At 38.8% G+C, this 12688-nt stretch carries 15 protein-coding genes; 10 read left to right on the plus strand and 5 right to left on the minus strand.

All coding sequences use genetic code 11. The features are described from left to right. Window positions 1-9 precede the first annotated feature (9 nt). From AC0C45_RS17315 to AC0C45_RS17325, 3 genes are all read right to left on the minus strand, one after another. Window positions 10-141 carry a hypothetical protein gene (locus tag AC0C45_RS17315; protein ID WP_013057274.1) on the minus strand — a complete coding sequence of 44 codons (132 nt, stop codon included), beginning with the start codon at window positions 139-141 and terminating at the stop codon, window positions 10-12. A 179-nt stretch (window positions 142-320) separates the two neighbouring features. After that, window positions 321-1130, minus strand: a complete 810-nt coding sequence (locus AC0C45_RS17320) for a hypothetical protein (protein ID WP_257062429.1) — start codon at window positions 1128-1130, stop codon at window positions 321-323. A gap of 147 nt (window positions 1131-1277) precedes the next feature. Beyond that, window positions 1278-1751 (minus strand): Hsp20/alpha crystallin family protein, encoded by a 474-nt coding sequence (locus AC0C45_RS17325; RefSeq protein ID WP_043982850.1) that lies wholly within the window; start codon window positions 1749-1751, stop codon window positions 1278-1280. A gap of 70 nt (window positions 1752-1821) precedes the next feature. Here AC0C45_RS17325 and AC0C45_RS17330 point away from each other — a divergent pair, with 70 nt between their 5' ends. Beyond that, on the plus strand, window positions 1822-2061 hold the full coding sequence (locus tag AC0C45_RS17330) for a hypothetical protein (RefSeq protein ID WP_013057271.1): 240 nt from the start codon (window positions 1822-1824) through the stop codon (window positions 2059-2061). A 130-nt stretch (window positions 2062-2191) separates the two neighbouring features. Here AC0C45_RS17330 and AC0C45_RS17335 read toward each other — a convergent pair whose 3' ends face one another. Both AC0C45_RS17335 and AC0C45_RS17340 read right to left on the minus strand, forming a co-directional pair. Beyond that, window positions 2192-2425 (minus strand): hypothetical protein, encoded by a 234-nt coding sequence (locus AC0C45_RS17335; RefSeq protein WP_013057270.1) that lies wholly within the window; start codon window positions 2423-2425, stop codon window positions 2192-2194. Window positions 2426-2437: 12 nt separating this feature from the next. Beyond that, on the minus strand, window positions 2438-2668 hold the full coding sequence (locus AC0C45_RS17340; RefSeq protein ID WP_237892343.1) for a hypothetical protein: 231 nt from the start codon (window positions 2666-2668) through the stop codon (window positions 2438-2440). Between the two features lie 184 nt (window positions 2669-2852). On the opposite strand from AC0C45_RS17340, the gene AC0C45_RS17345 reads away from it, so the two are divergent. From AC0C45_RS17345 to AC0C45_RS17385, 9 genes are all read left to right on the plus strand, one after another. Further along, window positions 2853-3857, plus strand: coding sequence for an XdhC family protein (locus AC0C45_RS17345; protein WP_237892342.1), 1005 nt, complete (start codon window positions 2853-2855; stop codon window positions 3855-3857). A 2-nt stretch (window positions 3858-3859) separates the two neighbouring features. Beyond that, window positions 3860-4504: an NTP transferase domain-containing protein gene (locus AC0C45_RS17350; RefSeq protein ID WP_216876166.1), complete on the plus strand. Its 645-nt coding sequence runs from the start codon at window positions 3860-3862 to the stop codon at window positions 4502-4504. An 18-nt stretch (window positions 4505-4522) separates the two neighbouring features. Then, a complete protein-coding gene (locus AC0C45_RS17355; RefSeq protein WP_257062435.1) occupies window positions 4523-6853 on the plus strand; it encodes a xanthine dehydrogenase family protein molybdopterin-binding subunit in 2331 nt (776 codons plus the stop codon). Next, complete coding sequence (locus AC0C45_RS17360; protein WP_237892339.1) at window positions 6840-7673, plus strand: FAD binding domain-containing protein; 834 nt, start codon at window positions 6840-6842, stop codon at window positions 7671-7673. Before AC0C45_RS17355 ends, AC0C45_RS17360 begins: the two co-directional genes overlap by 14 nt. Before the next feature lies 1 nt (window position 7674). Further along, window positions 7675-8154, plus strand: a complete 480-nt coding sequence (locus AC0C45_RS17365) for a (2Fe-2S)-binding protein (protein ID WP_257062437.1) — start codon at window positions 7675-7677, stop codon at window positions 8152-8154. 71 nt (window positions 8155-8225) lie between these two features. Further along, the gene (locus AC0C45_RS17370; RefSeq protein WP_237892338.1) at window positions 8226-8576 is read left to right on the plus strand and encodes a hypothetical protein; all 351 of its coding nucleotides are present in this window, start codon (window positions 8226-8228) and stop codon (window positions 8574-8576) included. A gap of 212 nt (window positions 8577-8788) precedes the next feature. Then, window positions 8789-10423, plus strand: a complete 1635-nt coding sequence (locus AC0C45_RS17375; RefSeq protein ID WP_016764319.1) for an MrcB family domain-containing protein — start codon at window positions 8789-8791, stop codon at window positions 10421-10423. After that, window positions 10377-12089, plus strand: a complete 1713-nt coding sequence (locus tag AC0C45_RS17380) for a DUF2357 domain-containing protein (protein WP_472928365.1) — start codon at window positions 10377-10379, stop codon at window positions 12087-12089. The genes AC0C45_RS17375 and AC0C45_RS17380 overlap by 47 nt, the downstream gene beginning before the upstream one ends. 186 nt (window positions 12090-12275) lie before the next feature. Further along, entirely contained in the window at window positions 12276-12674 is a 399-nt protein-coding gene (locus tag AC0C45_RS17385) for a hypothetical protein (protein WP_013057259.1), read from the plus strand. Window positions 12675-12688 lie beyond the last annotated feature (14 nt).

Below are 12688 nucleotides of genomic sequence, written 5' to 3' on the forward strand. Positions count from 1 at the left end.
ACGCGAGAGTTATGCACTCTCGCGTCTAAAAAAAGGTTTGTATTGCTGAACCATCATTTGCGAAGCAGCAATAAATAAAAAGATAAAGCCTCCACACATTAGCAACATGACAGCACCTATTCTCCATAAAAGCTTTGGCATCAGCATATCTCCTTTTTTGAAGTTATTACCTATAGTGTAAAGAATAGCTTGCAAAAATTCTAGTCATAACTACATATAATTTTATGACTTTTTTAGACTGACTCTTCCTTTGGATCATCTTCATCAAAAATAGGAACTTCCGTATACGTGTCTTCTTTTTCGAAAGAGGAAGAAGAATTCTATTTTTCCTCTTGTGCAGGCTTCGTTTTACCAGAAGAAATATCTGATTTAGCGTTTTTTAACTCTTCCATGTCTTTTTGGATTTGGTCCGTGAAATCCTTTGGTATAGCTCCGCTTCCGTATGTAGCTCCGATATTTAAAGTACCGCCGAGTTCTTTAATGCCAACTTGGCCAATATTGTTGTTTTGTTCGTATTTATCAAGAAAAAATTTATCAATATGAATAGGCGGGGGAGCATTTTCTAAAAGTGTGCCTTTTTGGTGAATCAATTTTACTTCTTCTTGAAGGGAAGACGTTCGTTTTAGCATGTCCACCTGTACTTCAGTTAAAAGCGACATGCTGCGTTCTAATGCTGAAACTCTGTTATCTAGTTCGGTCATTTTTTCGATATAAGGAGCCATTTGTTTTTCTACAGATTGTTCTACTAACCGAGTTATATCCATATAAGGTACAGCGTCTATCTTTTTATCGCGAGGGGGTTGCATGGAGATCACTTGTTCCAATTGCGCTACTTTTTCCTTTAAAAATTGAAGCTGGTTAGCAATCTCTTTCTTATCTTTTGCATATGCGTGTTCAGCATTTTTATGAGTGCTTCTTTGTGAAGGTGAAGAATCATTGGAGTGCGAGGGCTGAGCCTCCAGCTTTTTTTTGAGTATTATGAGAGAACCAATTTGCGGTTCGAGTTTTAGAAAACGGTTCATGTGAACTTCAAGCGTGTTAATACGCTTGATTTGATGTTTGAAGTCCGCTAGCTCAGTATGAAGCTGTTGGTTAGTCTGTTTGGAGTTGAAAAATCCTTTCATAGACATTTCGCTTCTCCTCATCTTGGGCTTATTTCCGATGTAATAACAATTAGATAAATATAAATGGGTCCAGTTTGGAAATTCACGTTAAATTCTTTGCGTTTATAAATGCTTATGTGAATTATTAAATTTCATTCATAAAACTACTAAGCCTTATTCAATGTGAATACGTTCTTCTTGGAAAAACTGCCTGTGATAAGAAAGAATAAGCAGTCCATTTTCAAATTTCGCACGCAGATGATGCGCATCCGTAGGCTCTGGCAATTCAATAATTCGGTTAAAGTCTCCAGAAGGTCGTTCTTGTACAACCGGCTGTCCTGTGATGAGAGGGTGCGGTGAGCCTTTTAACAAAAGCCGGCTGCCTGAAACAGACACGTGCAAATTTTCTTTTAGATAGCCGGGCAAGTCAGCGATAATAATGATTTCATGTGGGGTAACGTAAATGTCAACAGGTGGAAAAGTACTTTTAGAAGCCTGAGGTGCCTGATATGAATCAGGAGCATTCATATCCATATTTTCTTTCATAAATTCGTTAAAAGCAGTTTGATCAAAAACACCGTTCCAAAAGTCATTTGTTTGATATTTTTTAGCAAATTCCATCCACTGCATAAGTTTATCAAAGTCCATATGGTTTCCTCCTTACCACACATCATAAAAAGATGGAATTTGAATATAGTTTGAAAAGGGGGTGGTTTAAATGGCAGGTGCATCTATAAATATTAATATTTTAATGCTAAAGATAAATTCCTTTGAAAATGCGTCTGCAGTAAATATCGGACAGAATTTACTAGCAGACTGGAATAATTCAGATAAAAAAACACAGGGATTTGGGCAAAATTTTGGTGATGATAGCGGCTTTATAGGAACGAGAAGCTGTGTCGATGATCGAGATCAAATTGACAGCCCATCATCTTTTCAAAAAGTGCCCATTTCATAGAAAAAGCCTAATAAATATAGCCAGTTCAGATGCAGGTTATATTTATTAGGCTTCCGATTGAATGCTAATAGATGAATAGATGAAGATATGCTGCTAGTTGTGCGCAGTAGAGGTAGAGGAGATGAAAAAATTAAATTACGCTATTTTTAACTGAATTTGAATCATTTACATCTGAGTCTATAATCCATGAGAACGGAGTTACGTTCGGAGAAAAATCTCCGTTTGATTCTCCCAGACCTTGATTACGTTTATAAGATACGAACACATCAAGCTGCTGATTAGGTCCTATGCTTAAAACAGATGAATTATCCAAAACGTTCACTTTGAAGGCTTGTAAGTTAATGACCATAGGCGAAAAAATCATATAGTTTCCTCCTTATTTATCATTTTTTGTTGCAAATGCATCTACATAATCATTATCTACAGTTTTGTAAGCAGATCCCGTTGTAAAACATTGATCAGCGTGCTGCTGTCCGAAGGCCTGATTTTTCTTTGATGTGACATATCTTGTAACTTTTGACGTATTTCCAATAGAAATACTGCTTGCTTGATCAGCACTGCGAACGTTCAATTTTCCTAGGTTGATTTTTGTTGAGTCGAATAGCATATTATTCTCCTTTCAAACGACAGTTCTTCTAAGTCTTTAAAAGCTTATTGTAGCTTCTTTGAAAATATGAATAATACATGGATTCATTCAGAGAGCAGAAGTGGTCTACTGTAGCGTATTGTAGTTCTGTGTAAAACGTGAAAAGATTTTAAAACCTCGACAGGAAAAGAAGGGAATAATAAAAATGCACGATATTTTACATGCTGTAAACACATCAACAGTAAAAAGTGTGTTGGCAACGATTGTTCATGTAGAAGGATCCTCATATTTAAAAGAAGGAGCGTCCATGCTGTTCCAAGAAAATGGGGAGAACATTGGGATGTTAAGCGCTGGTTGTGTAGAAGCAGATATTGCTGAGCGCGTAAAAGAGTTGTTCGACACTGAGCACGTATTAACCGTTACGTACAATTTAAAAGAAGAAGGTGATGCAGGATGGGGACAAGGAGCAGGCTGCAATGGAATTCTCTATATTCTTCTAGAACCTGTAACTGTGAGGATGAAGCAAAATCTTTTGCGGGTGAAACGTCATTTAGATAACCGAAATCCTGTTTTGCATATTAAAAAATTAGAAAAAAACTTTATTCAAACAACCTCTTTTTATGTAGAAAAGACGGGCGAAATATTTGGTGGAAATAGCGACGCATCATTTTTTGCAACAGATGATTGGAATGGGAGAAAGAGCGGTATTCAACTTTCAAATTGCTCCTTGCTCACATATGCTCATCTATATAAACCAAAGCCTCGTCTAATTATCTGGGGAGCAGGCGCCGATGCAAAATATTTAGTATCACTTGCTGCCAATACGGGGTTTTCTGTTACCTTATGCGACTGGAGACCGGCTTTATGTAATAAGGAACATTTTCCGCTAGCAGAGGAAATACATATTGGATTTCCAGAGGAAGTAGACAGACAGCTGTCCATACAAAGCGATGATTTTGTTGTGATCATGACGCATAATTTTTATCGCGATCAAGAAATTCTCTCGCTATTAAAATCAAGCCCTGTGAAGTATATAGGAGTTTTAGGATCTAAAAAGCGCACGCTTCGATTATTGAATACTGATATTTCTTCACGCATTCATTCCCCGGTAGGACTTTCTATAGGAGCGGTAGGACCGCAGGAAATTGCCGTTAGTATTCTTGCTGAATTAATTCAAAACCTCCGAATGTATGATGAAAAAAAGGGGTGAAAATGTCCGGATTAAATATTGTTGCTGTTTATCTTGCTGCGGGAGCTAGTAAAAGGATGGGCAGAAATAAGTTGCTGCTGCCTTTAGGTAATGGGTGTTTGGGAAGTAAGGCTTTACGAAAAGTGGTTTCTTCAAAAGTAAATCATACGATAGTAGTAACAAAGAAAGGAGATCAACTTGAGTGGGTTGACCCTATTCTTTTTTCAGAAGCATATCAGAAGAAGTGGAGTCATACTTCTTGTAGTAGCGCTTTAAAAGGTCAGTCTGCGTCTTTAAAATGCGGATTAAAAAAAGCAAAAGAACTAAACGCTGATGCTATTATTGTGCTGTTGGCGGATCAGCCTCTTATAAGTATCGTGCTGATAGATACATTTGTTTCTTTGTTTGAGAATCACTCTTCCGTTCCGTTTATTTCATCTTTTTATCAAGGAATTGCCAGAGCACCGGTTTTATTTTCAAAACAAATGTTTTCAAGCTTGGATAAGCTGCAAGGAGATCAAGGGGCAAGAAAAATCATAAGACAAAGCGGACCTGAAAATGGAATATTGTATGAATGGACCGACGCTTGCCTTTTTATGGATGTTGATACAAAACAAGCGTATGAGCGCATTAAAAAGATATACAAAGAGAAAAGTCGACTGTTTTGATTGATGGAGGTGAAAAGAGTGGAGGTCATTGGAAAAAGCGTTATTCGAAAAGATGCATTGGAAAAAGTAACGGGTACGGCTCGATATACAAATGATTACATATTTAAAGGCTCCCTGCATGCCAAAATAGTAGTCAGCCCTTACGCTCATGCAAGGATTCAAGCAATAGACGTCCAAGCGGCGATTGCTATTCCCGGTGTTCACGCGGTTGTGACGGGTGAGCATTTGCCGTTAACCGGGGAAGGAGTTCGTGACCGGCGACCGCTTGCATTTGAAAAAGTGCGGTATCACGGAGAAGCCGTAGTCCTAGTAGTAGCAGAAACTCCTGCGCTCGCTGAGCGTGCGGCGAGTTCTGTTCATATTCAATATGAGCCGTTGCCTGTCGTACATTCTCCTAGCGCCGCTATTAAGCCTGATTCTCCTTTAGTGCATGAACATATGCACATCTACAAGCATGATGAAACGGTGTATCCAGAGCCCGGCACCAACGTAGCAAACAGAGTTAAAATTCGAAAAGGCAATATAGAAGAAGGTTGGCAAAAAAGTGAGTTAATAGTTGAAGAAACATTTTCTCTATCTCCTTCAGATCACGCGGCAATGGAAACAAGAAGCGCCGCTGCTGAAATCCTTCCAAATGGATTAGTTAAAATTATCACTTCTTCTCAAGCTCCTTTTATGGTGAAAAAATTAATCAGTGAGTACTTTGAAATTGAAGCGGGAAAAGTGATCGTTGAAACACCGCTAGTAGGAGGAGGGTATGGAGGAAAAGCAGCTGTTCAGCTGGAGCTGCTTGCTTATCTAGCTTCAAAAGCTGTGGGTGGAAGGCTGGTTAAAATATTGAACACAAGAGAAGAAGATATGCTTACTTCGCCTGCTCACGTAGGTCTAGATGCCAAAATCAAGCTAGGTTGTTCTAAAGAGGGACTCTTGCAGGCTGCTGACATTCTTTATTTGTTCGACAGCGGTGCTTACGCAGATAAAGGAACGGACTTGAGTAAAGCAGCAGCAGCTGACTGTACGGGACCTTATCGTCTTGAACATATTTTTTGTGATTCATTATGTGTATATACAAATCACCCTTACGCTTCTCCATTTCGAGGATTTAGCCATTCGGAACTATTATTTGCGTTTGAACGCACGATGGACATCCTTGCTAAAAAAGTAGGTATAGATCCTTTGGAGTTTAGAGAAAAAAACGCTATTCTGCCGGGTGATACTACGCCTACGCAAGTACGTTTAACTTCTAGCAGCGTTGGTAACTTACCGGAATGTATTCGTCGCTTGAAGCAGCTAATGAAATGGGAGGAAGGGCAGAGAATAGTTCATGAAAACGGCCTTATTACTGCCAAAGGGATTAGCTGCGTCTGGAAAACCTCCACTATTGAAACAAACGCAGGTTCAGGTGTTATTCTCACATTCAATCCTGATGGAAGCGTGAATTTAATGTCTGGCGTTATTGAATTAGGCACGGGGACCAAAACAGTGCTCGCGCAAATACTGGCTGAAAAATTGCAGATGCCCGTGGAACGTATTCATGTGCGAATGGAAGTAGATACTCAAACGACTCCTGAACATTGGAAAACGGTGGCTAGCAGAGGCACTTTTATGGCAGGAAGAGCGGTTTTAGAAGCGGCTGAAGATGTGATTAACCAATTAAAAAAGATAGCTTCTTGTATATTTCGAGCTTCTGAGGAAGATATCGAAATAAAAAATGAAAAAGTTTTTTTACGGGATGAGCCTGAAACCTCCTTGGCCTTTAAAGAAATTGTATATGGTTATAAATATCCGAACGGAAATGCAATTGGAGGGCAAATCATAGGGAGGGGCAATTATATTTTAAGAGGGATGACCTACTTGGATAAAGAAACGGGAGCTGGGCGTCCCGGTCCTGAATGGACGGTAGCAGCTGAAGGAGTTGAAGTGGAATATAACCCTAGAACGTATAGATATCGTATTGTAAAAGCAGTCTCTGTTATTGACATAGGAACCGTGTTAAACGAGAAAATGGCAAGAGGGCAAGTCATGGGTGCGATGAGTATGGGCCTATCGTTTGCCGGAAGAGAAACATTTTGGTTTGATTCAAATGGTCGTATTTTAAACCCTCAGCTTCGGAAATATCGTCCTCTTCGCTACGGAGAGCATCCGGAGTACGTAGTAGAATTTGTTCATACGCCTCAATTAGATGCGGCCTACGGAGCTAGAGGAGTCGGAGAACACGGGCTGCTTGGTATGCCGGCTTCTTTAGGAAACAGCTTAACGGTGGCAGCAGAAACAGAATTAAACCACCTTCCGCTTATTCCAGAATTAATTTGGAGAATGAAAGAAGGGAATGCTGATGATTTCATTTGACTTTGAATATCATAAACCTGCTACCGTTTCAGAAGCAGTTGCCTTATTTCAAGAGTTAGAGAATCAAGGCAAACAGCCGCGTTATTATGCTGGAGGCACTGAAATTCTGACATTGGGCAGGTTGGGTTTGTTTGCTACCCATGCTGTCATTGATATAAAAAATATACCCGAGTTTCAAAAAGCAGAAGTCGGTAAAGACTGGATGATTTTTGGTGCAGGTGTAACGTTGACTGAACTGGAAGAGAAAAACTTATTTCCTTTATTAAGTAAGTCTGCTAGCGAAGTGGCTGATCACACGGCTCGAAATAAAATAACGCTGGGAGGAAATATTTGTGGGCATATCTTTTATCGAGAAGCCGTATTGCCGCTCCTTTTAGCGGATAGTCAACTCGCAGTGGCAGATCTCAGTGGAATACAGCTCCATTCGATTCACGATCTTTTTCAGCGGCGTTTGCAGCTAAAAAAAGGAGAGCTGCTTGTTCAGGTGTTTGTTGAAACAAGGTATGCTGACCTCCCGTATATGAGTATAAAGGAGCGCCAGCAGTGGGATACAGGATATCCACTAGTTACAGTAGCAGCTTTAAAAACAGAAGAAAACATTCGAGTAGCTTTCAGCGGAGTATGTTCGTTTCCTTTTCGATCAGCTGAAGTAGAAGAAGTGCTAAACCAGAAAGACATTCCATTAGAAGATCGAATTCAAACTGCTCTTAATTATATACCGGCTCCAATTTTAAATGATGGAGAAGGATCGGATCGATATCGCAAATTTGTGATTAAAAATTTATTGATTGATATTTTCAAAGAGCTGGGAGGAACGTAATGTGCTAAGAGATGAAGGGTATAGAATAACAGTTAAGCTAAAGGTTAATGGGGAAGAAAAAATGGTTGATATCCGAACAGCAGATACGCTGCTTTACGTATTAAGAGAAAAGCTGGGCCTTACCGGAGCAAAACCAGGCTGTTTAAATGGAGACTGCGGAGCTTGTACAGTAGGGATAAATCATCGGCCAATGAAATCCTGCCTCATGTTAGCGGCAGAAGCAGAAGAGAAAGATATAATGACTATAGAAGGACTGAAGAGTTCACCTATGCAAAAAGCTTTTATTGAACACTTTGCTTTTCAGTGCGGTTATTGTACATCGGGTTTTATTATGAATGCTCATTTGCTTTCCAAACGCCATCCTTCAGGCAGTGACGATATTATAAAGGAGTGGTTGGCTTCCAATATATGCAGATGTACAGGATATAAAGAAATTGAAGACGCAGTAAAATCTGTTTTACACTTTTCGGAGCGCGAGTGAGAAAAGAAAAAGCAGAATTAGAATAACACTTACACGTGTTTAGAATAGTATGTGCTAAGGGTGTGGAGAATGTGGAATGGAAAAGCGGCTTTGACAAAGAAAGGGAACTTATCTTTGCCATTCAACGAGATCTGGATGTAGTAACAGCCATATTATTATTAACTGGCCAAATAACAATTATAGGAGTATTTGTGACACCCGGAGCTTTTCGTGTTTCAGTAGGCGGCCCTATTACAGGAACCAGTCGCATCGAAGGAAAAGACGGAAATGTGGGAATTAATATTATTATTGATATGATTGATGTGTTTCTTGCGGCTTTGCTGCTTAATAACCAGATCAATGTGTCGGGCGCCTTTATTTCTTCTGGAAGGTTTACCATTAACGTAAGCGGACCTATATATCATTGCCCCTTCATTCATTAAGCCCCTAACGCTTTTCTTTTCTGTCATGTTTCATTAAAATGAACATAAACATGTATGTAGAGAAAAGAATAATGTAGTGTTTCCTAACGTTATAAAATAGCTTACTATACGAAGAAAGCGTCTATAATAAAAGAAATGAACCTTTTGCGTGGTCAGCTGACGATGCTTTTTATTTTTACAAACTGCAGTGAAGGCAGAAAGGAGAGAATTCGATGAGTTTGCGCGAGCGGCTGCTGTATGTAGCGGAACATTATAAACAAATGGGTGGAGATGTACTTGTAAAACATGAAATAGAAAATATGCTTACACGCAGGCTTCCGATTTCTCTTTATCGATTGGAGCATATAAATCGAGAAGAAATGCGTATATCGGGACACCACGCTGAAACATTTCCTTACGTGACCCTTGCGAATAAGAATATAGAGAGTGACGTGATGGTCGCGTATTTATTCAGTGAAGACGGTCAGCGTATTTACTTAGTCATGTTGAGAGGAGACTCAGAAGAAGGAACAGATCTGAAAGACATTCGATTTTTTACTCCTGAACATGCCCGCGTATTGAAAGATAATCATATTGTCATTGGTACAAGCATGGAAGCGAAAAGCTTTGAGGATAGAGTAGCTCTTTACCTTCCTTACAATATAGCAGACTTACCTAGCAATGATCAGCTGCAAGAGGACTTGCATTTACTGTTAAGTATGCATGAACAGTATATAAAAACATACGGAATGAGCAAAGAGATGATGGGGGACAAAGACGCCATCGTCCATATTCATGAGTATATTAGGAAATCTGGATTTACATATGAACGACATGATATAGCCAACGCCTACTTTGCTTTAAAGACCAAACCGTTTATTGTTTTATCAGGAATGAGCGGGACAGGAAAAACAAAGCTTGCTCAGCTCTTAGCAGATAGTATCGGTGCCACGATTGAAAATGGAAGACAAGTGCTCATTCCTGTTCGACCCGATTGGCACGATAGTTCAGATTTATTAGGATATATTGATTTAAGAGGAGATTTTCGCAGAGGATCGTTTCTGTCGATTATGCAGCAAGCCATTCAGCATCCAGCTTACACATATGTTGCCATATTGGATGAAATGAACTTAGCTCGAGTTGAGCATTATTTTAGCGACATTTTAAGCGTGATGGAAAGCAGGAGCTGGTCAAAAGAGAAAATCAAAACGGCTCCGTTATTCCCGGGACATAAGATGTTTCGAGATATTTATTTGCCATCCAATCTTCTCATTATCGGTACAATTAATATGGATGAAACAACTCATGGGTTTAGTCAAAAGTTGTTAGATCGTACCAACACAATTGAGTTAAATAAGATTCAACTAGATTCTTTTGATTTTTTAGATGATAGAGATCCGTCTCAGCACGGCATTCAAAATGTACAAATTCAAAGTCAATATGTTCACTTAAAAGATGCGTATGTTGAACATGCTGAGCTCATTCACGAAGTAACAAATGAATTGCTAACTGTCAACGAGATGCTTATAGAAGTCGATTTGCAAATAGGTTACCGCGTACGCGACGAAATATGCTTTTATTTAATTTACGCGGTGAAAAGCGGAATGTTTACATTTGATCAGGCGTTCGATTTTCAGGTTTTGCAAAAAGTTTTGCCTCGTATTTCAGGAAGCGATGGGTACACATTTGATTTATTAAAAAACCTTTATTATTACTGTACAAATACGCTGTTAGATGATGAATTTGAGACAGCTGTCGTAAATGCAGATGGAATGAGATTTCCTAAAAGCGCACGCAAAATAATGGAGATGATGAGACGTTTTGAAGTATACGGATACACGTCATTTTGGATTAATACCGTACGTTGAAATTGAAACTGACACGTGTACGGTGGTTATAAAAGGGAAAAATAAGAAAAAAATAAAATCTGCAGAAGAAGTGATGTTTTTTTCTTGTACAGGAAAAGGAATTACACATGTAAAAGTATTAAATCAAACAAAAGGCATGATGACCTCAAAACCGCCGCTTGAGCCTTTATTTTTTGAAAATGAAACCTATCAAATTACAGTTGTTTCTAAAAATGAAACAAGCCTGTTTGTTAACCACGATTCAAAAGCAGTTGAACAAAGCTTTCAAAGCGTAGGATTTCCCTACATTTTGACGGGAAATATAAGCTTTCAAAATGAAGTAGGGTATTCTACATTTCATGTTTACAGCGAAAGAGAAAAAGAGCTCTCCTTTACTCTTGAAATTTTCCCCTCAAAGATGAGCTACAAGACAGATTATGTACACATGGTTGATGAAGTGAACGGATATATTCATGATTTGGCATACGATATGCTTCGTAAAACATATATTGAAGCAAAATCTGTTTGGTCTAAGCAAGCAACATGGACGGAATTTTATCATGTTCTCTCTCACTATATGAAACCCTTTCTTCATTCTGTGCGTCAGATTGAAAAGCAGCCATTTCAATCGGTAAAAGTTGAACATGAGCTCATGAGAGGCGATCAAATAAAAAAACAAGATAGCCGTGCTATATCATTTGTCCGAACTCACCCTACCTATCTTGCATCTTCAAGCAGGGGGATTAAAATTAATCGAAATATAAAAGTAGTACCCACAAAAGCGATTGGCACCACGCACGTGTCTACCTATGATAATCTGGAAAATCAAAGTGTAAAATGGATGATGACGCAGCTGTATCATAAGCTAACTGCACTAATTGACAAATTGATAGAAGATAGATATGTAAAAAAAGAAGCCGTATCGGCTCTAGAAACTAATCATGCCGAATTAAAAAGACTGTTAAATAATGCGTTTTGGCAACGGGTGAAGACCCTACAAGCTTCAATTCTTCCTTCTACACTGCGTACGGCACCCCGCTACCGGGAAGCAAGCAGATACTTTATGTTCTTAACGCGAGGATTGGCTCTTAACGGAGAGTTTTACCACCTTTCATTAAAAGATATCGCAACTCTCTATGAATACTGGACGTATGTTAGTCTTTTAAAGAAGTTGCAAACTTACGGCAAGCGGATAGAACAAAACATCATGACAACGACAGAACAAGGGTTGAACGTTAGGATGCAGCCGTCTTATCATCGTTTTCGAGTGGGGAAAGCAGAAGTCACGCTATGGTATCAGAAAGCATACCACCATACTCATACCGTTATTCAAAAGCCTGACTTACTGCTTGAAGTAAAGCAAGGGGAGAAAAAAAGTGTATATCTTTTTGACGCTAAGTATCGTATCAAACCAAATCACGATACGCCTTCACCTAGAGAAGAAGATATTAATACCATGCATCGTTACCGAGATGCTATTGTAGAGGAAAATGGAATAAAACCGGTACAAACAGCGATTGTGCTGTTTCCAGGGAAAGCGGAGGGCTATAAGCAGCATCATTTTTATAAAAGTATTGAATGTGTTGGAGTTGGTGCGCTGCCTTTTTTGCCGGGAGAAGAAGGGTTAGTAGAAGAATTTATTGAAGCTATTTGTACGGTAGAACCACATTTTTTCAGCGCTGAGTAGGTGAATAGATAGAAAGTGAACAAGTCTTTTTTTATGCGTTGACATAGTGTTAAGTTTTTTATGTTTTGATGACATTTCGAGATTTTAGTTGTATTTTCCTGTTGAATTTTCTAGAATAGTAGAGAATAAAACCGTATCGAAAAGAAGTCGTATCATGTGCAGAGAACGTTTCAGGAGGACAACGAAGTGAAAAAGATTCTACTATTCACGTTAGTAGCGCTATTGGCAACTTTTTTTATTGACAGGGTATACAGCGAACGCAACCAAGCGCAACTTCAGCAAACTGTAATTAATGAAATTAAAAAAACAAATCAAAGTAAAGAAGAAGCTTCCATCCTTGATTTTAATGAATTATGTGATTTTAGATGGGACAAAGTATATGTTTTTGGACCGGAAACGACTCGCAGTGAGGTAAATGAAAAGCTGGGCTTCACGTGGTCTGAAGCAAAAGCAAAAGGTATTGGAAAAGATAAAAAAGATAACTTTATTGTCTTTGTAGAAAATAATCAAGTAACGCAATATTTAAAAATACCGGCGTCATATGGAACTATTGTTCCTAAGACTTCTGTTGCAAATGAAAGCTAACGAAGAAATTCGTT

This window comes from Priestia sp. VA7 (assembly GCF_055710015.1).

Excerpts from the sequence above, each read along its gene's own strand:
- AC0C45_RS17350 (WP_216876166.1), top strand. The coding sequence starts at position 3,860 with ATGTCCGGATTAAATATTGTTGCTGTTTATCTTGCTGCGGGAGCTAGT.
- AC0C45_RS17335 (WP_013057270.1), bottom strand. The coding sequence starts at position 2,425 with ATGATTTTTTCGCCTATGGTCATTAACTTACAAGCCTTCAAAGTGAAC.
- AC0C45_RS17340 (WP_237892343.1), bottom strand. The coding sequence starts at position 2,668 with ATGCTATTCGACTCAACAAAAATCAACCTAGGAAAATTGAACGTTCGC.
- AC0C45_RS17330 (WP_013057271.1), top strand. The coding sequence starts at position 1,822 with ATGGCAGGTGCATCTATAAATATTAATATTTTAATGCTAAAGATAAAT.
- AC0C45_RS17325 (WP_043982850.1), bottom strand. The coding sequence starts at position 1,751 with ATGGACTTTGATAAACTTATGCAGTGGATGGAATTTGCTAAAAAATAT.
- AC0C45_RS17375 (WP_016764319.1), top strand. The coding sequence starts at position 8,789 with ATGAGTTTGCGCGAGCGGCTGCTGTATGTAGCGGAACATTATAAACAA.
- AC0C45_RS17345 (WP_237892342.1), top strand. The coding sequence starts at position 2,853 with ATGCACGATATTTTACATGCTGTAAACACATCAACAGTAAAAAGTGTG.
- AC0C45_RS17315 (WP_013057274.1), bottom strand. The coding sequence starts at position 141 with ATGCCAAAGCTTTTATGGAGAATAGGTGCTGTCATGTTGCTAATGTGT.
- AC0C45_RS17320 (WP_257062429.1), bottom strand. The coding sequence starts at position 1,130 with ATGTCTATGAAAGGATTTTTCAACTCCAAACAGACTAACCAACAGCTT.
- AC0C45_RS17360 (WP_237892339.1), top strand. The coding sequence starts at position 6,840 with ATGATTTCATTTGACTTTGAATATCATAAACCTGCTACCGTTTCAGAA.